The sequence below is a fragment of the Pseudidiomarina sp. PP-1MA genome (assembly GCF_041200125.1).
Taxonomy (GTDB): domain Bacteria; phylum Pseudomonadota; class Gammaproteobacteria; order Enterobacterales; family Alteromonadaceae; genus Pseudidiomarina; species Pseudidiomarina fusca.
This window is the reverse complement of record NZ_CP165718.1, coordinates 917,239-940,012: the sequence shown is the minus strand read 5'-3', so window position 1 is coordinate 940,012 and position 22,774 is coordinate 917,239. Positions and strand designations below refer to the sequence as shown.

25 protein-coding genes and 1 other RNA gene are annotated in these 22,774 nt (G+C 48.6%); 5 read left to right on the top strand and 21 right to left on the bottom strand.

What is annotated here, in order from left to right; genetic code table 11:
* Positions 1-11: 11 nt before the first annotated feature.
* The 13 genes from dnaX to AB8S08_RS04260 form a co-directional block, all read right to left on the bottom strand.
* On the bottom strand, positions 12-2,357 hold the full coding sequence (dnaX, locus tag AB8S08_RS04320; protein WP_369743802.1) for a DNA polymerase III subunit gamma/tau: 2,346 nt from the start codon (positions 2,355-2,357) through the stop codon (positions 12-14).
* 57 nt (positions 2,358-2,414) lie between these two features.
* A complete protein-coding gene (apt, locus tag AB8S08_RS04315) occupies positions 2,415-2,933 on the bottom strand; it encodes an adenine phosphoribosyltransferase (RefSeq protein WP_369743800.1) in 519 nt (172 codons plus the stop codon).
* Positions 2,934-2,990: 57 nt separating this feature from the next.
* Entirely contained in the window at positions 2,991-3,386 is a 396-nt protein-coding gene (locus AB8S08_RS04310; RefSeq protein ID WP_369743798.1) for a response regulator, read from the bottom strand.
* A gap of 24 nt (positions 3,387-3,410) precedes the next feature.
* A complete protein-coding gene (locus AB8S08_RS04305; RefSeq protein WP_313932674.1) occupies positions 3,411-3,536 on the bottom strand; it encodes a hypothetical protein in 126 nt (41 codons plus the stop codon).
* A 45-nt stretch (positions 3,537-3,581) separates the two neighbouring features.
* Positions 3,582-4,385, bottom strand: a complete 804-nt coding sequence (locus tag AB8S08_RS04300; RefSeq protein ID WP_369743796.1) for a DUF2063 domain-containing protein — start codon at positions 4,383-4,385, stop codon at positions 3,582-3,584.
* The gene (locus AB8S08_RS04295) at positions 4,375-5,226 is read right to left on the bottom strand and encodes a DUF692 domain-containing protein (protein ID WP_369743794.1); all 852 of its coding nucleotides are present in this window, start codon (positions 5,224-5,226) and stop codon (positions 4,375-4,377) included. The genes AB8S08_RS04300 and AB8S08_RS04295 overlap by 11 nt, the downstream gene beginning before the upstream one ends.
* A complete protein-coding gene (locus AB8S08_RS04290; RefSeq protein WP_110074721.1) occupies positions 5,208-5,609 on the bottom strand; it encodes a hypothetical protein in 402 nt (133 codons plus the stop codon). Before AB8S08_RS04290 ends, AB8S08_RS04295 begins: the two co-directional genes overlap by 19 nt.
* A 158-nt stretch (positions 5,610-5,767) precedes the next feature.
* The gene (locus AB8S08_RS04285; RefSeq protein ID WP_258306500.1) at positions 5,768-7,063 is read right to left on the bottom strand and encodes a hypothetical protein; all 1,296 of its coding nucleotides are present in this window, start codon (positions 7,061-7,063) and stop codon (positions 5,768-5,770) included.
* A 2-nt stretch (positions 7,064-7,065) separates the two neighbouring features.
* Positions 7,066-7,680, bottom strand: coding sequence for an energy transducer TonB (locus AB8S08_RS04280; protein WP_110074722.1), 615 nt, complete (start codon positions 7,678-7,680; stop codon positions 7,066-7,068).
* A 2-nt stretch (positions 7,681-7,682) separates the two neighbouring features.
* Positions 7,683-8,084 carry a biopolymer transporter ExbD gene (locus AB8S08_RS04275; protein WP_092855554.1) on the bottom strand — a complete coding sequence of 134 codons (402 nt, stop codon included), beginning with the start codon at positions 8,082-8,084 and terminating at the stop codon, positions 7,683-7,685.
* 12 nt (positions 8,085-8,096) lie between these two features.
* The gene (locus AB8S08_RS04270) at positions 8,097-8,621 is read right to left on the bottom strand and encodes a MotA/TolQ/ExbB proton channel family protein (RefSeq protein WP_110074724.1); all 525 of its coding nucleotides are present in this window, start codon (positions 8,619-8,621) and stop codon (positions 8,097-8,099) included.
* Positions 8,622-8,625: 4 nt separating this feature from the next.
* Positions 8,626-9,987, bottom strand: coding sequence for a MotA/TolQ/ExbB proton channel family protein (locus AB8S08_RS04265; protein WP_110074725.1), 1,362 nt, complete (start codon positions 9,985-9,987; stop codon positions 8,626-8,628).
* Entirely contained in the window at positions 9,984-10,766 is a 783-nt protein-coding gene (locus tag AB8S08_RS04260) for a DUF3450 domain-containing protein (protein ID WP_110074726.1), read from the bottom strand. Before AB8S08_RS04260 ends, AB8S08_RS04265 begins: the two co-directional genes overlap by 4 nt.
* A 361-nt stretch (positions 10,767-11,127) precedes the next feature.
* On the opposite strand from AB8S08_RS04260, the gene priC reads away from it, so the two are divergent.
* Positions 11,128-11,448, top strand: coding sequence for a primosomal replication protein PriC (priC, locus tag AB8S08_RS04255; protein WP_162014544.1), 321 nt, complete (start codon positions 11,128-11,130; stop codon positions 11,446-11,448).
* On the opposite strand, the gene AB8S08_RS04250 is transcribed toward priC, so the two are convergent.
* The 4 genes from AB8S08_RS04250 to AB8S08_RS04235 all read right to left on the bottom strand — a co-directional run bounded on the left by AB8S08_RS04250 (position 11,418) and on the right by AB8S08_RS04235 (position 14,642).
* Positions 11,418-12,521: a tryptophan 2,3-dioxygenase family protein gene (locus AB8S08_RS04250; protein ID WP_110074946.1), complete on the bottom strand. Its 1,104-nt coding sequence runs from the start codon at positions 12,519-12,521 to the stop codon at positions 11,418-11,420. The genes priC and AB8S08_RS04250 overlap by 31 nt on opposite strands.
* 92 nt (positions 12,522-12,613) lie before the next feature.
* Positions 12,614-12,711, bottom strand: an RNA gene (ffs, locus tag AB8S08_RS04245) — signal recognition particle sRNA small type.
* 88 nt (positions 12,712-12,799) lie between these two features.
* Complete coding sequence (locus AB8S08_RS04240) at positions 12,800-13,558, bottom strand: enoyl-CoA hydratase (protein ID WP_110074728.1); 759 nt, start codon at positions 13,556-13,558, stop codon at positions 12,800-12,802.
* Positions 13,551-14,642, bottom strand: coding sequence for a ketoacyl-ACP synthase III (locus AB8S08_RS04235; RefSeq protein ID WP_110074729.1), 1,092 nt, complete (start codon positions 14,640-14,642; stop codon positions 13,551-13,553). The genes AB8S08_RS04240 and AB8S08_RS04235 overlap by 8 nt, the downstream gene beginning before the upstream one ends.
* 86 nt (positions 14,643-14,728) lie before the next feature.
* Here AB8S08_RS04235 and AB8S08_RS04230 point away from each other — a divergent pair, with 86 nt between their 5' ends.
* From AB8S08_RS04230 to AB8S08_RS04215, 4 genes are read left to right on the top strand one after another with little or no spacing between them, the layout of a single operon-like run.
* Entirely contained in the window at positions 14,729-15,916 is a 1,188-nt protein-coding gene (locus AB8S08_RS04230) for a methyltransferase (protein ID WP_110074730.1), read from the top strand.
* A 2-nt stretch (positions 15,917-15,918) separates the two neighbouring features.
* A complete protein-coding gene (locus AB8S08_RS04225) occupies positions 15,919-16,521 on the top strand; it encodes a peptidylprolyl isomerase (protein ID WP_369743789.1) in 603 nt (200 codons plus the stop codon).
* Positions 16,521-17,846 (top strand): MFS transporter, encoded by a 1,326-nt coding sequence (locus tag AB8S08_RS04220; RefSeq protein WP_369743787.1) that lies wholly within the window; start codon positions 16,521-16,523, stop codon positions 17,844-17,846. The genes AB8S08_RS04225 and AB8S08_RS04220 overlap by 1 nt, the downstream gene beginning before the upstream one ends.
* 1 nt (position 17,847) lies before the next feature.
* Complete coding sequence (locus tag AB8S08_RS04215; RefSeq protein ID WP_369743785.1) at positions 17,848-18,762, top strand: ketopantoate reductase family protein; 915 nt, start codon at positions 17,848-17,850, stop codon at positions 18,760-18,762.
* On the opposite strand, the gene ribBA is transcribed toward AB8S08_RS04215, so the two are convergent.
* From ribBA to glyA, 4 genes are all read right to left on the bottom strand, one after another.
* Positions 18,734-19,807: a bifunctional 3,4-dihydroxy-2-butanone-4-phosphate synthase/GTP cyclohydrolase II gene (ribBA, locus tag AB8S08_RS04210; RefSeq protein ID WP_369744184.1), complete on the bottom strand. Its 1,074-nt coding sequence runs from the start codon at positions 19,805-19,807 to the stop codon at positions 18,734-18,736. The two genes, AB8S08_RS04215 and ribBA, sit on opposite strands and share 29 nt — an antisense overlap.
* A 71-nt stretch (positions 19,808-19,878) precedes the next feature.
* A complete protein-coding gene (ribD, locus tag AB8S08_RS04205) occupies positions 19,879-21,012 on the bottom strand; it encodes a bifunctional diaminohydroxyphosphoribosylaminopyrimidine deaminase/5-amino-6-(5-phosphoribosylamino)uracil reductase RibD (RefSeq protein WP_369743784.1) in 1,134 nt (377 codons plus the stop codon).
* The gene (gene nrdR / locus AB8S08_RS04200) at positions 21,005-21,454 is read right to left on the bottom strand and encodes a transcriptional regulator NrdR (protein WP_110074736.1); all 450 of its coding nucleotides are present in this window, start codon (positions 21,452-21,454) and stop codon (positions 21,005-21,007) included. The genes ribD and nrdR overlap by 8 nt, the downstream gene beginning before the upstream one ends.
* 60 nt (positions 21,455-21,514) lie before the next feature.
* A complete protein-coding gene (glyA, locus tag AB8S08_RS04195) occupies positions 21,515-22,771 on the bottom strand; it encodes a serine hydroxymethyltransferase (protein WP_369743782.1) in 1,257 nt (418 codons plus the stop codon).
* Positions 22,772-22,774: the final 3 nt, after the last annotated feature.

The window sequence follows — 22,774 nt, the reverse complement described above, 5'->3', positions numbered from 1 at the left end:
TCTTCGTTTGGTTATTCGGGTTGCACCGAGTCTTCTTGTAACTCTGCGCCAAAGACTTGCGCTAATTGTTGAGCTACAGGATCTTGCTGCAAGGTTTGTTTTGCACGCGCTAATCGCTGCGCATCTATGTACTGTTGAATTTCTGCTGGCGTAGCTTGCTGAGTATCGCCAATCACCACATCTAACAATTGAATATCAAATTGCGCCAACATCCCCTGTTTAATAGTATCGATGGCTGCGTCATTCAAGAGATAGGCCCAGTTTTTCTGGCAAACTAACACGTGCCCTTGGGCGGTCTTTTGTAAATTACCATTACGAGCTAACTGCCTGGTCAAACCATGTAATTCTAAATGATCTATCATCGCCGCCCAACCATCAATTTCAGCTGCCAAGCGCACCTGTGGCGCTAATTCCAGCTGATCTAATTGCAAGGTACTCACAGCCGGCGTCGCTAAACCAGCGTTCGCTGGTTGTGCTGGTGCCGCTGGTTGAGCTGGTGCAGCTGGTGTAGCTGGTTCGGTTGTCGCCGCTGGTTCTGGTGCTGGTGCTCCTGCTGCTAGCACTTCTGCTGCTGGTATTTCTGCTGCTGAACGAGCTGACTCTGTTGGCGTTGCTACAGGCGCCACTACTCGGGCTTGTTCTGCTGGTACTTCTGCTGCTGAACTAGCTGATTCTGCTGGCGCCGCTAGCTCTGGCGCGGCTGCACTGGCTGACGTTGGCTGTTTAGAGCTTTGCTGTTTTTCAACCAGTGCCGCACGAGTGGCCATCAACGCTGCTAAATCAGGTTTGCTACTTGCCGCCGGCGTCGTTGCCGCTGGGCCGGCAGCTGGCTGCGCTGTAGCGGCGTCATCGGATACTGACTTTGCTGCTACTGACGGCGCTGCTACTGGGGCTGTGCTTGTAGCCTTGGTTGCAGCTGTGTTTGCAGCTGTGTTTGCAGCATGAGTTGCACGTGGTGCTTCCGCAAAATCAGCAAAACGGTCGTCGTCATCATCGTCATCGTCCCCTAAATAAGCTGGGATCTCGTCATCGTCAGCCGCTTGAACTGATGTGACCGGCGCCGCTTGAGTTTGCTCAGACTGGAGCGCTGCTGCGACTGGTTTGCTATCGGGCGGCGCGGCGCTTTCAGTTACTTGATGCTGGGTATCGGCGGCACCATGAGGCGTTTGCTGATACACCGCATCAGCCTGCACTGACTCAGTTGCGCTGGCCGCTTGGGGCTTTTTTACAGTCGCGCTAGCCCCCGTCACAGCTGGGGTTTCATTCACTTCTAACGATTGCGGCCGAAAAGCTAGCAGCCGCAATAGGGTCATTTCAACACCACTGCGCACATCGGCAGCGAGAGCTAAATCGCGGCGCCCTTGTACGAGAATGTCATAAAAAACTTGCAGCAGTTCAGCAGCTAGCTGCCCAGCGAGCTGCTGTGCTTGTTCATCTAGTTGGGTGACCCAAGCACTATGAGGTACCACTTGGAACAGGGCCATTTGCTGCACGGTCTGCTGTAATTCGGGCAGTAAACCGGCTAAATCTGGAACTTGGCTGGCCACATTATCTAGCGTTTGCATCATCCCAGCAGCATCTCCCGCCACTATCTGTTGCAACAGCTGTGCCACCTCATAGCCAGGCACACTGCCCAGCATTTGTTGTACCCCAGCCACAGTAACAGCTTGTTCACCCTGGGCTATGGCTTGGTCAGTTAAACTAAGAGCATCACGCAAACTACCTTGAGCAGCCCGCGCTAATGCTTGAATGGCATCGGCATCAAACGGGATCTGTTCGGCGGTAAGCACCTGTTGTAGATGGTTGGCAATCTCATCGCGGCTCAAAGCTTTCAAGTTAAACTGCAGGCAACGTGACAGTACCGTAATGGGGAGTTTTTGCGGATCTGTGGTAGCAAGCAGAAACTTCACGTGCTCAGGCGGTTCTTCTAAGGTTTTAAGTAAGGCATTAAAGCTATGCCGAGAGAGCATGTGCACTTCATCTATCAGGTACACTTTAAAGCGCCCTTGAGTAGGCGCATATTGCACGTTATCGAGTAGTTCGCGGGTATCTTCAACTTTGGTACGTGAGGCCGCGTCTATTTCTAGAAGATCGACAAAACGCCCTTGTTCTATCGCCACACAAGCACTACAAGTGCCGCAGGGTTCAGCGGTAATACCTTGTTCGCAGTTAAGACTCTTGGCAAGAATTCGAGCTATGGTTGTTTTACCTACCCCACGGGTACCGGTTAACAACCAAGCATGGTGCAATCGCCCTGTTTTAAGGGCGTTAAACAAGGGTTTGAGTACATGCTGTTGCCCTACTACCTGAGCAAAATTACGCGGTCGCCATTTCCGTGCTAAAACCTGATAACTCATGTCTATTCGCTTGTCCGCTGGTTAAAAGAAGCCGATGACTAAAGCCCCTAAGTTACCCTAAAACTCGCACAGGGTATAGTATGGAATCTGCGCTTGGTTTAGCCGTTCAGCACCGGGTAAATCGTGCAGGGTGATCACGAAACTACATTCCACAATTTCGGCTCCCAAGGCCTGCACTAAGGCTACCGCGGCTAATACGGTACCACCCGTGGCGAGCAAATCATCAATAATCAGCACCTTGTCGGTAGCGGTAATGTCATCAGCGTGCAGTTGCAGCTCATCTTCACCGTATTCGAGTGCATAACGCTGACTCACTACTTGGCGTGGTAATTTGCCCGGCTTACGCAGTGGCACAAAGCCAACACCCAGCGCATAGGCAAGCGCTGTTGCAAAAATAAAGCCACGGGCCTCAATCCCAACAATCTTAGTGATACCTTGATCGCGATAACGTGCTAGCAAAGTATCTACGGTATGCTTGAATGCAGCCCCATCGGCCAATAACGGCGTGATGTCACGAAACACAATACCCGGCTTAGGGTAATCAGGGATGGCGCGAATGTGATCGGTTAATTGCATGGTGAATTACCCTCAATGCGCCTGCCCTCAGCTGATGCTGCCTTAGCAGGCGATAATTTATACGGTAAGCTGCTTCGGGTTATGAATGGTACTAGCTAAATCTTGCAGTAACCCCAATAAACGGTCGGCCGCGATCGGTTTAGCCAAGCACAAATTAGCCCCAGCTTTTTCAGCTAATCCGGCTACCTGATTCACGTCTTGCGTGGTCATCAAGATCACCGGGGTTTGCTTATAGGCAGGAAGTTGACGAATATTTTTAATCAACGCAATGCCATCCATGAGGGGCATTTTATGGTCAACTAAAATCACGTCAAAGTGCTTATTCTTTACTCGGTTAAGCCCATCAAGGCCATCATTGGCGCAACTCACCGAGAATGGGCTCTGTACAAGAATCTGTAGCAACTGAGCCTGGGTTGCTGGTTTATCCTCAACCAACAAAAGTTCAAGAGACATAACGTGCCTTTCAATCGTTACAGCTTACGCTGCAAAAAATTTATACCACGCCAATACCGCAGGTAAAACCGGTACGGCAACAAACGTAATTACCGCAAGCCAGCCCATTTTTACGCCCGATTCGTCTCGGAAATCTTCATTATGTGCCATAAAATACATCCTCACTGACTAAAATTTTGCGGGGCGGATCATACTTCATTCGGCCGCAAGGAACAACACACAACGCTGCATTAACCCGTCAACCACTGTCACTAAGGCTTGCTCTAGTTGCTCTGGTTGATAGCCGACGGCGTAGGGCTGTAGACTGGCCAAAGCAGCACGCAAAGTGCTGCCGTTAGCTTGCTGGAGGGTCTCCAGCAACACCATTGTAAGCGGCGTTAGTTGCATAAATTTGACAGCTTCCTGTTGCTGCCAATGAGGCTGCGAGGTCAACTCACGATAAACCACCAAGCACACAGGTTCAGCTGCGGCAGGCGGTTGTGGGTTAGCCGCACTCACTTGCTGCACAGGGTACTGAAAGACTCCCAATTGGGCACTTGGATTCACCCGGAATTGCACTCCATCGAGTAACTCGTTAGCAGTCAGTACAGGTTCGGCCGCGGCGTTAGTAGCGTGCAGCAACTGATAATCCACCTCGGCATACAAAGCGTCAACTTCCATCCGCTCGTATTGCGCCAACTGAGCCCACACCGCGGGTAACGTTTGCTGCGCAAACGCCACAAACTCACGTCCGATATCGGCAAACAGCGGCGACTGCGCGGCGTGTTGCTGCATAAATTGATAAATCAGTTGTTGCCATTGCTGCTCATTGTGCAACTGTCGCAATACCGGGAAGCCACGGCTGATAAAGCTATCTATGTTATTAAAAACCAAGCGCTGATACACAGCTAAACGCCGAGGTTCAACGCCTGCCAAGCTAACTTGGTTAGGATTGCGGATAGCGGCTGCCCACTGTTGCTGCAGCTCGCGCCAATCAGGACTCGGTTTGTTAGTTGCCATGCAGAGCCTCACCGAGGGGTTGCAGCTGTTGATCAAGCTCATACAGCTCGTTAAGAAGCTCTCCCAAGGGAGGAATATTGAAATCTCGTTCTAGTACCACCGCAAACGGCCCATGAACCTGCTGAGCTAACTGTAATAATTCCACCACTGCTGGTTTTACCCCAGCACCGTGGGTATCTATGAGTAAATCGGGAGCTTCTTCATGATGCCCCGCAATGTGGCCATAAGTGATGCGCGAGCTTGGTAATCCACGAATAAATTGGCGCGCATCGTAACCATGATTAATGCTATTAACGTAAACGTTGTTAACATCAAGCAAGAGCTCACAATCTGCGCCTTGCAAAATGCGCTTAATAAAACTCAATTCATCCAGTTCCGTAGCAGCACTCGCGTAATACGAAATATTCTCGAGTACCAACGGTCGCTCAATAATTTCTTGTACCCGCCGCACCCGTGCAATCACGTGTTCGGCAGCGCCTTCGGTAAAGGGGATCGGCAACAGATCATACAAATGGCCACCGACTGAGCAGTAACTCAGGTGTTCACTGTAGCGGTCGATACTAAACCTATCTAAGAACGCCTTGAGGCGCAGCAAAAAAGTCTCATCTAAAGGATCTTGGCTGCCAATGGATAGCGATAACCCATGGCTGCTGATGGGATAATGGTCGCGCAGATAATCTAACTGATATTCAGCCAAATTGCCCCGCCCCATCCAGTTCTCTGGTGCAATTTCCCATTGAGCCACGGCGGGTAGCTCCGTCAAAACCTGGTCTAAAAATTCCCGCCGTAAGCCTAATCCTAAGGAGGGTATGGGGTTAGGCGTTAACGTTGCTCGCCGCATTTACCTTCGCCGCACTTACCTTCACCGCATTTCATTTCTTGCTCAGCTTTGCCTTTCTTTTTGGCATCCATTTTTTCGCGCATTTTTTCACGCATGGCTTCGCCACATTTGCCCTCACCACACTTACCTTCGGCTTGATGTTTGGCACGCTTTTCTTGATAGGCTTCACCACATTTACCTTCGCCGCATTTCATTTCTTTGTCGGCTTTTTTATTAGCTTTGTCTTTACCACCGCAACGCATTTCTTGCTGCTGCTGAGCAGCTTGTTGGTAGCCACTAGGCAATTCGCTAAAGCCAAACGGATTAGCTTGTGCCGCGGGTGCAGCAGCACTTGCTAACAAGGCTCCTACAGCTAAAGTAACTGACGTTTGTAGTGCTTTCATAAGGATAACCCCAGGTGATTAATGAAGATTGAAAAAAAATCTTGTTACTGAGTATAGACTAGCATAGTGAGTTAAAGTTCGAACTAGATTGCCATAGCAAAAAAAAACCCCGCACCAGGCGGGGTTTTCATTATCTAACGAACCTGAAAACTTAAGCCTTACAGCTTAACGCCACGGTTACTGGCTTTAGAACGAATGTACTGTTCCCAACTACGTGCTGAGCGACGTTCGTTTTCAAACTTCTGTGCTTCTTTAACTGATGCCAAAGCTTGGCTGAACTTATTCTGATAGAAGTAAGCTTCAGTTAATGACATATACACAGCACCGCGTTCTTCAATGCCTAAGTCTAATGCTTTACTGTAAGCAGCAGCTGCTTGAGTGTACATTTCTGCACGCAAATACGAAGTACCTTGGCGACGATATTGGGTTGCTTTGTCAGCGTTAGTTTCTTCTAACTCTGCCGCTTTACCGTATAGGGCCGCAGCACGCTTATATTCACGCGCTTGGTCATAGTTTTGCGCAGCATTTTGCCACAAACGTGCAGTCGGCTCGAGATCACCATTGTTTAGGTGTTTTTCCATTAAGCTTGCTGCTTTATATGGAATCTCGTTGTTACCGTACAGTTGAATCAAGGCTTTGTACTGGCTTTCTTTGTCGAAATAACCGGCTAAGTAGGCAACCTCAAGAGTTTGCAGAGCTTTGTCGATTCTCTCTTCCAGCAAGTACATCATACCTAACTGATTCCACCAGTTTTTCTCGTCAGGAATAACTTTCAAACCGGCTTCTAGTACTTTAACTGCATCGCTGTACATTTTGCGTTCGTAATAAGAAGCTACTTTAAGAACATAAGGGTTCTTATTAGGCTCTTCGTAGTTACGAATAGCTAAATCAGCTGGTTGAATGATTTTGTCGAATTGCTTCATCTCGTAGTAAGCGTTAGCAATACGTAAAAATACATCCGGGTCTGCTTCGCCAGAGAATTGCAACCATTTGCCATAATACTGAATAGCTTGGTTGTATTGCTCTAATTGCAGGCTCAAATCAGCTGTTAGCTTTAATGCAGTGGCTTGGTCGTTCCAGCCTAAGATATCAGCATCGGCCGCGGCTTTCACCAAAGGCAGAGCTTCGTCTAACTGGTCGTTACCCGCATACAAGCTACCTAACAAGCGATTTACAAAGGCTTGATCAAGATCAGAACGAATCGATAAATCTTTAAGTTCTGCAATCGCACCATTGGCATCGCCTGCTTCGTACAACTCAACCGCCGCCATGACGCGACGACCGATACGCTCTGAAATCGCTTCGTTACGACGCGAGTCTTTGCGTTTCTGAATTTCTTCAGCGGTAGGCAAGTTGTAGTTAACGTCTTGCGCTGAAGCAGTAACTGGGGTTACCGCTAAAGCCGCAAACAATACACCAGCGCTAGCTAAGGCTACGAGCTTCTTGTGCATCATCGTTATCCCTCCTCACCCATATTGAAGTCTAGTTGTACAGTTTGGCCAGGCTGACGCACAGCTTTACCATCAACTACCTTCGGCTTGTACTTCCAGCGTAATAGTGCTCGGCGAGCTTCTTGGTCGAATACCCGACGCGGGTTCGAATCAATAATCTCCACATCAGTCACACCACCGGTTTCATCGATAGTGAAACTAAGCACTACGTAACCTTCAATGCCATCACGTTGCGCCGCTGGCGGATAACGTGGGTTGATTCGCACAATCGGCGTTGCTTCACCATCGCGAATCATCGCACCACTGGCATCAAAACCTGAATCCGTACCACCAACATCAACATCAAAACCTAAGTCTAAATTTAAGCCTTCTGAATCTGAAGTATCAGGTTCGTTAGGCGGCGTCTCAGGCGGCTGTTGTGGCGGCGGAGGCGGTGGTGGAGGCGTACGACGACGCTGATCCACATCCGAATCCGGTGGATTCGTCACAATTTCAATCGGTGCAGTCGGTGGTGGACCTTCGTTACGTCCCTCACCGCCGCTAATCAAAAAAGCCATGAAAGCGAACAGAAGGAACGTAGCTGCAGCACCTAATAGTATTGATACTATGAAGCGCACCATAATTAATCGTCCTCTGCGGCTATGGATATCTTGTCAATACCCGCTTCCTTGATTTGATCCATGACCTTAACGACAACGCCATGTTTGGCTTCTTTGTCCGCCTGAATCACTACGATATCAGTTGGCTGTTCGGCCAAAAGACGCTCGATGTTTGCGCCTACACGCTCAACATCAACCATACGCTTGTCCATCCATACTTCGCCGTTCGCACGAATAGCGATAAAGATGTTAGCAGAAGGTTTTTTCTCTGCTTGACTTGCTTCTGGCTTGTTCACGTCAATACCAGCTTCTTTAACGAAAGAGGTGGTTACGATGAAGAAGATCAACATGATGAATACGATGTCTAGCATCGGCGTCATATCGATCGCTGCATCTTCCTCTTCACGAAAACGTTTACGTGCCATAATTCTTCTCTCTTAATGATGTGGCAAACTGTCGATTAGCTTGTCTTTGGCCCGACGTACCCGCGCTTCTAAGCGTGATGCGAAGAACATACCAGACAATGCAGCAACCATTCCCGCCATAGTTGGGATGGTAGCCATCGAAATACCCGACGCCATCAGACGTGGGTTACCAGTACCTTGTACCGCCATGATTTCAAAGACTGCAATCATCCCGGTTACGGTGCCTAGTAGTCCGATCAACGGACAAATCGCTACGCAGGTTTTAATCAACAAAATGCGCGCGTTTAGCTTTTCGTCGGCTTCAGAAATCCATGCTTCACGGATTTTATGAGCGTACCACGAGGTGGTATCTTCTCGGGCGTTCCATTTATCAACAATTTCTTGTTTGATTTTAGGAAACACACCGGTCAGGAACCAGTAGCGCTCTATCATGAGTACCCACATGAGAAAGAGCGCTCCCATGACGACGTACAGGACGTCGCCACCGGTACCCAGAAAATCCCTGATAGATTCCCAGAGTTCCATCAGGTATACCATAGGATTACTCCTTCTTCTCCGCGTGAGCGGCGACGATACCTGCAGCTTGCTCGTCTAATACGTGAACAATAGACTTAGCACGCGCTGCCACAATGGCATGTACAAGAATCAGTGGCAATGCTGCAATCAGACCCAATGCGGTGGTAACCAACGCCATTGAGATGTCACCTGCCATGATTTTCGGATCACCGGTACCAAACAAGGTGATTGATTGGAACGTACCGATCATACCAACAACTGTACCTAATAGACCTAGCAATGGTGCAATCGCAGCCAAAATCTTGATGATGTTAACGCCGCTCTCAATGCTCGGAGTCTCGCGCAGAATAGCTTCATCAAGTTTCAATTCTAGGTTTTCGGTGTCAGCGTGTTTGTTCTCTTGATAAACCTTCAAGATACGGCCCAAGGCGTTTTTGCTTGATGGATTCTCAGTGTTTTTCAACTGTGAACGCATCTTCGCGCTTTCTAAGCCTAAGGTTACAAACTTATAGATAGCAATCAAGAAGCCCACGATTAACGCTACAGTAATAACGTAACCTACGGTGCCACCTTGGTGATAACGCTCTTCAAGAGTTGCTTTCTGAGTAGCTAGGTTCAAGATTTGACCACGAGCTGGGTCAATGTATAAACCTTCGTAGCCAGTAGTTGCACTTTCAAATGCGCTAACAGCAGACAACACGAAGCCTTCAGGCTGACGACCTAAGGGTTGAATTTCTTCAGCTGAGTCGTTGTAGTTGAAGTATTCACCGTTAGAGATCAGGTTGAATACACCAATCCGAGTAACGTCACGGTTTTCTGAAGAACCATCAAGCAAAGTAACGTCTGCGTTGAAGGTTACAACTTTACCTGACTGTTGCATCTCGGTTAACCATGCCAACCAAAGCTCTTCTAATTCAGCAATGGTAGGTACTTCTTTCGCTTCAGCGACAGACTCTAGGACGTCTTCACGACCAGGATACTGTGCACTTACGATTGAAGTGGCGATACGACCGATAGTTTCACTAGCTGCACCACGGGCAACACCCACGATTTCACCCAAAGTACCAAGGGCGTTTTGTAGCTCTTGCTCTTTGTTAGCTAATGAAATTTCGTTTTCAGCAAATTGTGTTTGTAAACTTTCGCCACGAGCTTTCTCGTCAGCTAATTGTTTCTTCGCACGGTTTAATAAAGCTTGCTTATCAGCACGAGCGTCAGTGAATTCAGCTTCACGCTCTTTATTGATCTGCTGTGAAGCAGCTCGGTTTTGTTTTACCAGCTCAAGCAACTGCTCAAGAGATTGTGCTTGCTCTTGCGCATAAGCAGAAGTTGCGCCAGCCGTTAATGAGAATGCTGCTGCGACCAGCAAAGATTTCACTAGTTTGTTCATTCTGCACGCTCCGCTGCATAAATTGGCAGTTTGATCAGATCTGGGGCGGTTTGCTTACGCGCCATACGAATAGCTTTGGTTAATGAGCTTAAGTAAGCATCATCAAGCTTTTCCCATGCGCCAGATTCGACGTTATAAATCCAACCGTTTTTCAAATCTAACGATTGTGCCATTAATGCTGCACGGCCTAAGTGGAAGAAGTCTACAGAGATTTCTTCACCTTCGAACTGCAACTTGCCTTCGTATGCAATCAGACCTGAACCGTAGTCCATTTCTGCTTGATAGGCTTCAGTGATTTGACGGAATTGCTCAGAGGTAGCAACGTTAGATGCACCCATGATTTCACGTAAACGTTCAACTCGAGCCAAACGGCGCTCTTTGTGAATTGGAATGTCCAGCTCCACAAACTGCTCCAAAGCGTCGATCATTTTGTACATCAAAGGAACAACGCCTTGCTTCGTTGCTTCGATGCCATCGATCTGGCGCTGTAGAGAAGCCAGTGATGCGTTTTGGTCATCAACCAAACGTTGCACGTGGTCGTTGTAGACTTTTAAGTTCTCATATTCGTCTACAATTCCGCGATATTCGTACAGCATATCTTGGCTTTGCTCAAACAAAGAATTGATCTTTTGCTGAGAGCGTTGATCTGCGGCGTGGATCTTAGCTTCTTCGTTTTGCAACGTAGAAACGTCTTGGGCAGCTACTGTCGCGCTACCTGCAATTGCAAACATACCGATAACGGCAGCAGCAACTTTGCTTTTATTGATTACTTTGGTCATAGTTCCCAACCAATTTGACTTAACTTTAAGCGTAACAGCCTTATGCTGTTAGCCTCCCAGTTATTTGAGTGACGAAAAGAGTTTAATCAACACTTGCAGCTATTACCATTAGGAGTACTAAGGTAATAATGACTCAATACTCCCACGATACAAGTAATCCTGTCAACTACCGATATCAGTTATAGCTTACAGCAAAACCTTATATAATGACGTTTACAGCATCTTAACAGATGCCTATGAAGCACTTTAGTAACTGCCTTCCACTGGCTCGCCAAACTACCCTATTTTAGAGTTTGGTTTGGCTTGCAGATGGAGTACAGTACCTCAATCTAGGTAGTAACCACCAGCGCAAGGAATGAGCATGGCCTCATCAGCATCCTCAGTACATACACTAAAGCATCAGTTAGCTCATTTGCAATCCCAAGTAGAGCAACAATTAGCAGCTTTAGCATTACGCATTGATCGTTTGCAAATTGATGAAGAACAATTCGTCGATTGGTTTGACGCCCAATTGTTTCGGGCCGATGCTACCTGCCCCGCCGACTACTTGGCGGAAGTACGGCTGCATTTGCATGCCTTAGTGCAACAGCGCCAACCACAGCGCACCGAGTGGCTCAGTGCGCGCATAGCCGACCAACTGCAAGCATTACATCAAGCGGTTGCATGGTTTGAGCGGAAATAAAAGCCAAGCGCTTGTTGCACGTGCGCTGGCAACTCTGGCAAGGCGGCTTTAGGAAGCAAATAAGTCGCCATCGCAAAGAAATCTTTGAACACCCGATTTTGTTCCGTGGTGCGGCGCAAATAATCATGCCCAGAAGAACCACCGGTACCAATTTTAGTCCCCAACATACGCTGCACCATCATCGCGTGCTTATAGCGCCAAATAGTCAGCTTCTCGTCCATTTCTGCTAACCCGGTAATCACCTGATGTGCTAAGTGAAAAGCTGGCTCTTCGCGGTACTGAGTAATAAATAAAGCGCTTAACATGGCCTGCTGCGATAGACGTACCTGGCCATTTTTTTGCAACTCAATATAACGATTGTTATCAAAAAGAGCGGCAAAATTATCCCGATTTGACTGTAATGACGCCAGTTCCGTCGCCAACTGCTCGGGTGTCGCCGCGGTTTCACGAATAATTTTTTCGTCATGATCTAGTGCGGCAGTCACAGCTTGTTGGTAAGTTTGCCAAAAACTAAAGTCGTTAAACTCTAAAAAAGGCATACGTGCCAACCAAGCATCCACTCGGTCAAATAGACTAGGTTGCTGTTCTAACGCTTCAAGATAAGCACGGTCAGTGTCATTCAGGCGGTTATAAAAGGATTGCTGATCAAAAGCGATACGATGGCCGCGCGTTAACCCGAGCAGAATTTCCAGTTCTTTGAACTGAATACTTTGGAACCCAGAAGCTGGCACCAAATAATCCCGAAACGCCAAAAACTCTTGCGGAGTCATGGTCTCGATAATCCCGACCTGATCATTCATTAAGTCTTGAATGGCCAGCACACGTCGCAGTCGATGGGCTAACGTATAGAGCGTGCGGTCATCTAATTGATCGGCTTGCAAAGCTTGATGAATAGAGCGCAACTCGTGCAGAACTTGTTTAAACCAAAGCTCATAAACTTGGTGCACAATAATAAAGAGGGTTTCGTCATGCGCTTCTGCACCGTATTTGCGGCTATGCGGAGCTTGCGCATCTAGGAGTTTATCGAGCTGTAAATACTCGCCGTAATAAACCGGTTCGATATTTTTAGGCATGGTCATCTCAATTCATTAACTGTAAGTGAATTAAGATAGTGAATTCTTCGTGCGGGAAACTCAAGTAGGATTTTGTTGTTATTGGGTGGCGGCCTCACCAGCCAGCACCCCGGCACACACATCCCTAACTACGGCTGCTCCCTTCCGGGCCTGACCGGGTTCGCCAGTTCGTGTTGCGGGGGGACCAATGAGGCCACCATAACGTCGCGCATTATTACGCAAAGGCAGTTGAGTAGCAAGGCTTGCCGTGTCAACTGCCTATTATTACAGCAACCTTACTATTTTTTGCGCTGTAAGCGCTCAGCAATGGCTTTACGAGCGGTTTCAGAACTCAGTGCTTTGATAAAGATATGGGCTTCGCGCTCAATTCTATCAGCTACCGGTTCATCCTGTTCTTTGATCAATCTTTTGGCAGCGCGTAAGCCAGCCCGAGGCTTACTCGCCAAAGCTGCAGCAACCTGCTCCAGTTCGGTCGCTAGTTGCTCTGGCGCTACGACTTTATTGACCAGCCCATAAGCTAGTGCCGCGTTGGCATCAAAGCTATCGCCTAATAACAGTAATTCAGACGCACGCAAGTGCCCAACTAACTTAGGCAGTAACAAACTCGATGCGGCCTCTGGTACCAAGCCCAAATTAATAAAAGGTAGGGCAAAGGTAGCGGTAGCGCTGGCATACACCAAATCACAATGCAGCAAAATGGTGGTTCCGATACCAATGGATAAACCATTAACCCCGGCTACCAAAGGCACGCTAAGCCGACTTAAGGTGTATAAAAACTCAAACGGTGGTGCGCTATCATCCAAATCTTCAATCGATAAGAAGTCATGCAAGTCATTGCCCGCAGTAAAACTGTCGCCCGAACCGGTTAAGATCACAGCTGAAATGCTGCTATCACGATCAGCATCTTGTAACGCTTTGCTGAGCTCAAGATACATGGTTTGCGTTAGCGCATTCTTCTTATCGGTTCGGGTTAGTGTTAACCACAACACCCCTTGCTTTACTTCTTGTTTAACAAACCCTGAGCTGTGCTTACTCATGTTCACGTTTTTCCCATGCTTTACGCGTGCCTTCGTACACTGGCAAAATTAAATCTAAAGCGGTTTGCCCATTACTTGGTAGCGTTTCGTTATTATCGCGAATTGGGGTCACTCGTTGGCCCCATTTAATGATGCCGGCGCCACAGGTTAGGCCACCACCGAAAACTGCTGACACAATAGTATCACCCGGTTTAACGATACCCTGCTCAACCGCTTCACAAAAAGCGATAGGTAAGGTGGCAGAAGAGGTATTGCCGTATTTTTGAATATTAATCACGGTTTTCTCTTCCGGCACATTACACATCTTGGCCAAGTAATCGATAAGGCGCTTATTCGCTTGATGCGGTATGAGTGAATCTATGTCATCGGTTGTCAAACCGGTTTCTGCAAACACCTTTTCAACGGCCATGTTCATGCCTTTCACTGCCCGCTTGAAAATCTCTTGGCCAACAAAATTAAAGGGCATGATGCCGTCAAAACCAAAGCGGTCAAAACTCATGCCAAACTCTAATGCCAGAACATCGCGGGCATCAGCATCGCAAGTGACGTGAGAGGCTAATAAGCCACATTCTTCGGTAGTTGCTTCCAGCACCATAGCGCCAGCGCCGTCACCAAAGAGCACTGCGCTTTCACGCTTGGTCCAATCCAAAATACGCGTTAAGCGCTCAGCCCCGATTATCAGTACTTTTTTATGGGCGCCGGTACGAATCGCTTGCGTTGCATAATGCATCCCATATAAAAAACTGCTACAGGCAGCATTAAGATCAAATGCCGCAGCATATTTGGCACCCAAATCACGCTGCACGGCTGAGGCGACATTGGGAATAATTTCGTCTGGGGTACAGGTACCAACAATGATTAAATCAAGATCATTGGCATCAAGGCCAGCTGCGGCCAAGGCATTGCGCGCCGCTACTGTGGCTAATTTGGAGGTGCCGACGTAGCTTACCCGACGTTCTTCAATACCCGTACGGGTGCGAATCCACTCATCCGAGGTATCTAAAAAAGTAGCTAAATCGTCGTTGGTCATAATAGCTGGCGGCAAGCATTTGCCCCAGCCGGTAATTTCTGCGTATATTTTCACGTTATATAAACCTATAGTCACCTGTCGTTTTTCGCTATCATAGCACGATTGTTAACAAGAGAAATGTCCGACCATATAATCAGCTTATGAACTCACGTCAATCAATACGTACGGGCACGCCTAGCGCTGCTACCACTTTCACTACCGAACTTGGTAGTTGGCACCTACAACGCTTTCCGGCGCGCAAGCAAGATCCTTTGCAGGCTTGGGATGCGGCTGATGAACTTATACATAGTTGGCTAGCGACGCAGCGTCCGCAATGGCAGGCACCGCTATTAATTAATGATAGTTTTGGTGCACTACTGATGGCTTGCCACTCTGAGTTACTCACTCCGCCACCGGTCGTTCATAGCTTAACCGACTCTTACGTAAGCCAGCGTGGCTTTCAACACAATAGCAAACTAAATCAGCTGAACCTACAACTATCGGCTTTAAACCTCTTGCAGCCGCTGCAAAGCTTGCCACCTAGTATTGATCTTGTGCTTTTGAAAATACCGAAAAGTATCAGCTTACTGGAGTTTCAATTAGCAACGCTAGCTACCACACTGAAACCAGGCACCCCCATAGTAGCAGCGGCGAAAAGTAAGTTATTTACTCCTAGCGTGCGGCAATTGTTTGAACGTTACTGCGATAATGTCTCGGTATCTCTTGCCAGTAAGAAGTCTCGCACCTTAGAGGCGCAGCTGAAGGCGGTGACCAATGCTGAACCAGCCAACTTTATTGACGCCTGGCAACTGCCTGAATACGGTCTAGAAATGCGTCACCATGCGGGTGTGTTTGCTCGTAATGCTCTTGATATTGGCGCTCGGTTTATGCTGCAGCACATGCCCGCTGCGGGCGCCAATCGGGTCATCGATTTAGGTTGCGGTAATGGCATCTTAGGGATTGTTTATGCACAGCAATCGCCTCACAGCCAAGTGACTTGGGTCGATGAATCCTATTTGGCTATGGCTTCTTGCCGCACCAATATCGACTTGAATTTGCCTCACTCTGAAGCTTATCAAACTCGGGTGGACGATTGTTTGAGTCAACAGCCAAGTGCGAGTGCTGACTTGATTCTATGTAATCCTCCATTCCATCAAGAACATGCTGTCACTGAACATATCGCCCGACAGATGTTCCGTGATGCTAAGCGTGTACTGCAACCCAACGGTGAATTATGGCTGGTCGCCAATCGTCACTTACCTTATTATGCTAGCCTTAAGCGTTTGTTTAAACAGGTAGATCAACACGCACAAAATGCCAAGTTTGTGATTTGGAGAGCTCGAGGTTAATCATGCTGAAACAGCTTTATTCTCATTTTATTTTAGGTACGTTCCTGCTGACCGCCTTGCTTGCGCCCGCAGCAGCAGAAATTCAACCGAACAACCAGTTTCCGCGAGTGAAGATGGTCACCAGTGCCGGTGATATCGTGGTTGAATTAAACCGTGCTAAAGCCCCACTCACTGTCAAAAACTTTCTTGAGTACGTTGAAATTGGGAGTTACAACAACACAATTTTTCACCGCATTGTGCCCGGTTTTGTGGTACAAGGTGGTGGCTACGATGCTGACTTTAAAGCCAAAGCAGAGCGCCCTGCTATTGTCAATGAATCTGGTAATGGGCTGAGTAACAGTTATGGCACCATCGCCATGGCCCGAGTGAGCGATCCGCACTCAGCAACCCGCCAGTTTTATTTTAACGTCGCCGACAATACTAAACTGGACCCGAGCAGCAGCCGTTGGGGCTACGCAGTGTTTGGCTGGGTTGTTGAAGGTGAAGAGGTGCTAGAGCAACTCGCAGCAACTGAGACCCATGTGTTTCATGAGCCTACCGGTTGGGGTGATGTGCCGCTTGAGCCGCCCATGCTGATTCGTATTGATGTGCTGCCGGCGCTCTAATGTCAGCTACCCCTTGGTTTAAAGATTTCGCTGTTTACCGAGAGCCAAGGATCTGGGTGATTTTTGGTTTTGGCATGATCAGTGGGTTTCCGTGGGTGCTGATTGGCTCCATGCTCTCCGCTTGGCTGCAAGAAGCCGGAGTAAATCGAGCCAATATCGGCTTATTTGGTATTGTCTTTATTGCTTACTCCATCAATGCACTTTGGTCGCCTCTCATCGATCGAGTACGCCTACCCTGGCTCGCCCGCCACTTGGGACAACGTCGTAGTTGGTTGCTGGTCTGTTTACTGGGTATTTTGGCGGCAACCGCAGGTTTGGGCTGGCTAGATGTTACTGTACAAACTTGGTGGATCGCACTGTTAGCTGTGGTTATCGCGTTTTTATCAGCAACCCAAGATATTGCTATTGATGCCTACCGCATTGAAAGCTTCGGTGCCCACGAAGCGCGCCTCCAATCCGCTGGAGCCGCCATGGCGACAGCTGGTTGGTGGACTGGTTACAGCGGCCTTGGCGCCATTCCATTTTTTCTGGTGGATGGCACCCATTGGAACTGGCAACAAGCCTACAGCCTGCTTACCCTCGTGGTGGTGGCGCAAATCTTTTGGGTTATTCTGGCGCCAAACTCCACTCGCTACTCAGCGGTCACCACCCAATTAAAGGCTGGCCAAAGTTGGTTTCACCATACTCTGGTTGCACCCATTGCAGAATTTTTTAAACGCAGCGGCTGGCGATTAGCCCTGAGCATGTTGGCTTTTATCTTTTTGTTTAAGATTGGCGAGGCCTTTTTAGGCCGAATGTCGATTGTGTTCTATAAAGAAATCGGTTTCACCAACGATGACATTGCCATTTACTCAAAATTAGTCACTTGGTGGGTCACCATCGTTTTCGCAATTTTGGGGAGCTTAGTTAATTTACGCCTTGGCATAGTGCGCGGCCTCCTTATTGGTGGTTTAGCCATGGCCGCTTCTAATCTGCTCTTTGCTTGGATAGCCGGGGTGGGGCCTAATACCAACCTACTGTTGGCTGCGGTGGTTATCGATGGCTTTACCGGAGCTTGGTCTACGGTCGCCTTTGTTGCCTTTATTAGCTTGTTGTGTAACCGCGCCTTCACCGCTACCCAATACGCCCTGCTTGCCTCGCTGGGTAACCTTGGCCGTACCTTACTCTCATCCTACAGTGGCTTCGTGGTAAATGCTCTTGACGGAGATTGGCTGCTATTTTTTGTGCTCACCGCCTTGATGGTGGTTCCTAGCCTATTGATTCTATTAGCACTCCGTAAGCCATTACTGCGTTTAGAAGCAGCTTACCAGCAGGATTCCAATTAACATGCGTTGGGCCGTCGTTGGGAACGGAGCCCTGGGTAGTTTGGTGGCCATCAAACTCCAACAACAAGGGCTACAAGTGAGCCTGTGCCCACGCCAGCAACCCGCCGTTGGGCATCTGCAACTGAGTTTTTCAAACCAGCACTATCAGTTAACGACCACTTCATTCGAGCAACTTGAGCCTGGAACCTGCATTTTTGCAGCAGTAAAAGCCTATCAAGTGCAGCCTCTACTCGTACAGTTAGCCCAAGCCAAGTTACTAGAGCGCTGCCCATTGATCTTAAGTTACAACGGTATGCTCACTCATGAACAGCAGTTGTTACCAGCGCATAGTCTCTTTTGGAGCACCACTCACGGCGCCTATCGGCAAGGATCATTACTAGTTCATGCAGGCGTGGGGCAAAGCTGGCTGGGCTACAGTGATCCGCTGGCGGCTACGGCTAATAATCCCCCCAGCCCTTGGCTAGTGCCGCAAATACAACAACAATTAGCGGCTGCTTTGCCGCCATTAGCCTGGAGTGACGAGATTAAATTAGTGCGTTGGCACAAGCTCGCCACCAACTGTTTAATTAATGCCTTGACCGTAGTGTATAACTGTCCAAATGGTGACCTGTTACGCCTACCCGTACAGCAATTGCAAATGCAGTTGGCGACTGAGATCGTTGCCTTAGCTAAGCATTATCAATTGTCTCTCAACGCTGATCAGCTACTCGAACAGGCGCGACTCGTGATGCAAAGAACAGCAGCAAATCGCTCGTCGATGCTCAGTGATGTGCGTCAGCAACGGCCAACTGAAATTGACTATTTAAATGGATTTGTAGCTCAGCAAAGTACGCAGTTTGGTCTTGCTGCCCCAGCCAATACTCAGCTGTGGCAGCAACTTACTGAGATCACGCAGGGTTATTTGGGTCTTCAATAAAATCAACCACTTCTAGGCCAAATCCTGACAGCGCAGAATAGCGTTTGGGAGAGCTCATCAACCGCATTTGATGAACGCCTAAATCAGCCAAGATTTGTGATCCGATACCGACGTTACGAGAGGCATTAGAGGCGGCTGCCGTTGGTTTTCTTTCGCCACGATCTTCTGCAGAAAAATGAGCAATTTGCTCAAGCATGCCGGCACTATCTTGATGCCGCCCAATCACCACTAAAACGCCGTTGTTGGCACCAATAAATTCCATTGCATGAGCTAACGGCCAGCTACGTTTAGCAGCGCGCTCAGTGGCAAATAGATCGTTAAAAGTATCTTGTAAGTGAACTCGTACGTTCACCGGATCAGAGCTATTAATGTCACCCTTAACTAAGGCATAGTGGACTTGTTTATCAATGGTGTCTTGATACGCAATCAACTCAAATTCACCGTAAGCTGTGGGCAATTTGCAGTGCGCCTGGCGCTGTACAGTTTTCTCAGTTAACGAGCGATGCTCAATAAGATCAGCAATAGTACCGATCTTGATACCATGCTCAGCGGCAAATTTTTCTAAGTCTGGCCGCCGCGCCATGCTGCCATCTTCGTTTAAGATTTCCACGATCACTGCCGCTGGCTCAAACCCAGCCAAACGCGCCAAGTCGCAGCCAGCTTCAGTATGGCCAGCCCGATTCAGCACACCACCGGGCTTGGCTTTCAATGGGAAAATATGGCCTGGCATCACCAAATCGCTTGGCTTAGCATCGGCTGCTACCGCCGCTTGCACCGTACGAGCTCGGTCTGCCGCTGAAATCCCGGTGGTAACCCCTTCTGCGGCTTCAATAGAGACCGTAAAATTAGTGGCGTAAGGGGCGTTGTTTTGATTCACCATGAGCGGCAAACGCAATTGCTCGCAGCGTTCTTCGGTCAGCGTTAAACAGATGAGCCCCCTGCCGTAACGTGCCATAAAATTGATTGCCGCTGGCGTAACACACTCAGCCGCCAGAATTAAATCCCCTTCGTTTTCACGGTCTTCATCATCCATGAGAATAACCATCTTACCCTGCTTAATATCAGCAATAATAGCGGCAGCGCTATGTAACGAGTTCGTTGTGGATGGCACACTGGTCACGATGAAAGGTCTCCTTGGTTCGTGTTGATGGTGGCGGTAATACGAAGATCAGCCCCCACCTGGCGAACATCTCGATAGGTTAAGGTGGGCGCTTGCGCGAGCTGCTGCCATACCGGCAAAGCGAATAAACCTTGCGCACTTGCACCTAATAATTTCGGGGCTAAATATAAAATGAGTTCATCAACCCAACCAGCCGCAATCAATGCGCCGGCTAAGTTTGTCCCACATTCGGTCCAAACCGAATTAATCTGATACGTCTGGGCTAGCTGGTGTAACAGCTCAGCTAAATCTATCTGGCCACTGCTAGTTACTGGCAACTGCAGAATTGTTACTTGCTCCGGCCAAGTTCTGGTCGTCGTCAGATCGGCACCCTGTACCAATAAAATAGGCGCAGCAGTTGCTGTACTTTCGGTAAAAAGCGGCTCATCACCCTTTAATTTGCCCTGACTATCGATGATCACGCGCAGCGGCTGTTGTTGTACCCATTCGCCGCGCGCCGTCAACCGGGCCTGATCAGCTAGCACCGTGGTCGCAGTACTCAAAATGGCGCTACTTTGGGCGCGAAACCGATGCACATCGGCTCTTGCTGCGCTGCTGGTTAGCCATTGGCTGGCCCCATTTGCTAAGGCTGTTTGGCCATCTAATGATGCTGCCATTTTCAGTCTAAGCCAGGGCCGTTGCCGTTGCATCCGAGCGATAAAACCGCAGTTTAAGGCACGCGCTTGGGTTTCTAACACGCCAACCAGCACCTCAATACCCGCTGCTCGTAAACGTGCGATACCTTGCCCACTAACCAACGGATTCGGATCTTGCATCGCCACCACAACTTGCGCCACTTGAGCTTTGATGAGTGCATCTGCGCATGGAGGAGTACGACCGAAATGGCTACAAGGTTCAAGGGTAACATAAGCAGTACCATGCTTGGCTGATGCGCCGGCGGCAGCTAAGGCATGTACTTCAGCATGAGGTTCACCGGCTCGTTGATGCCAGCCTTCGCCAACGATCTGGCCCTGCTGAACTATCACACATCCCACCATAGGATTTGGCGCAGCGCTGAACCGCCCTTGCGCAGCTAAATCAAGAGCGCGTTGCATATAGAATTGGTGGCACCTAACTGGGGTATTAGTCATTGAGACGAGCTATTTCTTCACCAAATTCACGAATATCATCAAAGGCGCGATACACCGAGGCAAACCGGATGTATGCGACTTTATCCAAGGCTTTGAGGTTTTCCATCACTAAGCCACCAATCATTTTGCTGGTGACTTCACGTTCGCCCGTTGCCCTTAATGACGATTTGACATTCTGCATGGCTTGCTCAATAGCTTCGAGACTAACCGGACGTTTTTCTAAAGCGCGTAACAAGCCACTACGCAATTTATCTTCGTTAAAAGGTTCGCGAGTGCCATCGGACTTTATAACTCGAGGCATAATCAACTCTGCCGTCTCAAACGTCGTAAAGCGCTCTTTACACTCGGTGCATTCGCGCCGACGGCGCACTGAGGCGCCGTCGGCAACTAACCGAGAATCGATGACTTTGGTATCTTGCGTGCCACAAAAAGGACAATGCATAATAACTTTCCTTGCCTAACCTAATGAACTCATCGCCCTAATTCTCGACCAAAGAGTTGCTTATCCGTATACCGGGAAGCGCTTACAAAGGGCTTTTACTTGGTCACGCACGGCACTGATGGCTGCTTCGTCGTTAATATTATCTAACACGTCACAAATCCAGTGTGCCACTTGCTCGGCTTCCGCTTGCTTAAAACCACGACGCGTAATAGCTGGGGTACCTAGCCGTAATCCTGATGTCACAAAAGGTGAGCGCGGGTCGTTGGGTACGGAGTTTTTGTTCACCGTAATGTAGGCCCGACCTAAAGCTGCATCAGCATCTTTACCCGTGATATCTTTATCAATTAAATCAACTAAGAACAAATGGTTTTGGGTGCCGCCAGAAACAATCTTGTAACCGCGTTCTTGCATCACCTTCACCATCGCATTGGCGTTGGTTAACACCTGCTGCTGGTAAGCTTTAAACTCTGGCTCCATCGCCTCTTTGAACGCTACCGCTTTGGCAGCAATCACATGCATTAGAGGGCCACCTTGGCTACCAGGGAACACGCCACCGTTAAGTTTTTTGTGCAATTCAGGGTCATCTTTACCTGATAAAATCAAACCACTACGCGGGCCAGCCAAGGTTTTGTGGGTGGTGGTGGTAACTACATCAGCAAAAGGTACCGGGTTCGGATAAAGGCCTGCTGCCACTAACCCAGCCACATGCGCCATATCCACTAACAAATAAGCGCCTACTTCGTCCGCAATTTCGCGGAACTTAGCCCAATCGACGATACCTGAATAAGCAGAAAAACCAGCCACGATCATTTTAGGCTGGTGCTGTAGGGCTAGCTCACGTACTTCGGCATAGTTAATTTCGCCAGTACTCTCATCTAAACCATACTGCACCGCATTGTAGAGCTTGCCCGAAAAATTCACATGAGAACCATGGGTTAGATGACCGCCATGTGCCAAACTCATCCCCAATACCGTATCACCAGCGTTTAAGAGCGCTAAAAATACTGCTGAGTTAGCTTGTGAACCAGCATGCGGTTGCACGTTAGCATAGCAAGCACCGAATAACTGCTTGGCGCGCTCAATGGCTAAATCTTCAACCACATCAACAAATTCACAACCACCGTAGTAACGTTTGTGCGGATAGCCTTCTGCGTACTTATTGGTTAACTGCGAACCCTGCGCTTGTAACACGCGTGGGCTGGTGTAATTTTCTGACGCAATAAGTTCGATATGCTCTTCTTGACGTTGTACTTCATCGGTCATCGCTTGCCACAACTCAGCATCATAGCTAGCAATGTTCATCTCATGTTTTAACATCAG

Coding starts and splice junctions, on each gene's coding strand:
- nrdR (WP_110074736.1), bottom strand. CDS start 21,454: ATGCATTGTCCTTTTTGTGGCACGCAAGATACCAAAGTCATCGATTCT.
- priC (WP_162014544.1), top strand. CDS start 11,128: ATGGCCTCATCAGCATCCTCAGTACATACACTAAAGCATCAGTTAGCT.
- AB8S08_RS04220 (WP_369743787.1), top strand. CDS start 16,521: ATGTCAGCTACCCCTTGGTTTAAAGATTTCGCTGTTTACCGAGAGCCA.
- AB8S08_RS04270 (WP_110074724.1), bottom strand. CDS start 8,621: ATGGTATACCTGATGGAACTCTGGGAATCTATCAGGGATTTTCTGGGT.
- AB8S08_RS04240 (WP_110074728.1), bottom strand. CDS start 13,558: ATGAGTAAGCACAGCTCAGGGTTTGTTAAACAAGAAGTAAAGCAAGGG.
- AB8S08_RS04275 (WP_092855554.1), bottom strand. CDS start 8,084: ATGGCACGTAAACGTTTTCGTGAAGAGGAAGATGCAGCGATCGATATG.
- glyA (WP_369743782.1), bottom strand. CDS start 22,771: ATGTTAAAACATGAGATGAACATTGCTAGCTATGATGCTGAGTTGTGG.
- AB8S08_RS04280 (WP_110074722.1), bottom strand. CDS start 7,680: ATGGTGCGCTTCATAGTATCAATACTATTAGGTGCTGCAGCTACGTTC.
- apt (WP_369743800.1), bottom strand. CDS start 2,933: ATGCAATTAACCGATCACATTCGCGCCATCCCTGATTACCCTAAGCCG.
- ribD (WP_369743784.1), bottom strand. CDS start 21,012: ATGACTAATACCCCAGTTAGGTGCCACCAATTCTATATGCAACGCGCT.
- AB8S08_RS04225 (WP_369743789.1), top strand. CDS start 15,919: ATGCTGAAACAGCTTTATTCTCATTTTATTTTAGGTACGTTCCTGCTG.
- AB8S08_RS04305 (WP_313932674.1), bottom strand. CDS start 3,536: ATGGCACATAATGAAGATTTCCGAGACGAATCGGGCGTAAAAATGGGC.
- AB8S08_RS04265 (WP_110074725.1), bottom strand. CDS start 9,987: ATGAACAAACTAGTGAAATCTTTGCTGGTCGCAGCAGCATTCTCATTA.
- dnaX (WP_369743802.1), bottom strand. CDS start 2,357: ATGAGTTATCAGGTTTTAGCACGGAAATGGCGACCGCGTAATTTTGCT.
- AB8S08_RS04260 (WP_110074726.1), bottom strand. CDS start 10,766: ATGACCAAAGTAATCAATAAAAGCAAAGTTGCTGCTGCCGTTATCGGT.
- AB8S08_RS04285 (WP_258306500.1), bottom strand. CDS start 7,063: ATGATGCACAAGAAGCTCGTAGCCTTAGCTAGCGCTGGTGTATTGTTT.
- AB8S08_RS04230 (WP_110074730.1), top strand. CDS start 14,729: ATGAACTCACGTCAATCAATACGTACGGGCACGCCTAGCGCTGCTACC.
- AB8S08_RS04300 (WP_369743796.1), bottom strand. CDS start 4,385: ATGGCAACTAACAAACCGAGTCCTGATTGGCGCGAGCTGCAGCAACAG.
- AB8S08_RS04295 (WP_369743794.1), bottom strand. CDS start 5,226: ATGCGGCGAGCAACGTTAACGCCTAACCCCATACCCTCCTTAGGATTA.
- AB8S08_RS04215 (WP_369743785.1), top strand. CDS start 17,848: ATGCGTTGGGCCGTCGTTGGGAACGGAGCCCTGGGTAGTTTGGTGGCC.
- ribBA (WP_369744184.1), bottom strand. CDS start 19,807: ATGGTTATTCTCATGGATGATGAAGACCGTGAAAACGAAGGGGATTTA.
- AB8S08_RS04250 (WP_110074946.1), bottom strand. CDS start 12,521: ATGCCTAAAAATATCGAACCGGTTTATTACGGCGAGTATTTACAGCTC.
- AB8S08_RS04290 (WP_110074721.1), bottom strand. CDS start 5,609: ATGAAAGCACTACAAACGTCAGTTACTTTAGCTGTAGGAGCCTTGTTA.
- AB8S08_RS04310 (WP_369743798.1), bottom strand. CDS start 3,386: ATGTCTCTTGAACTTTTGTTGGTTGAGGATAAACCAGCAACCCAGGCT.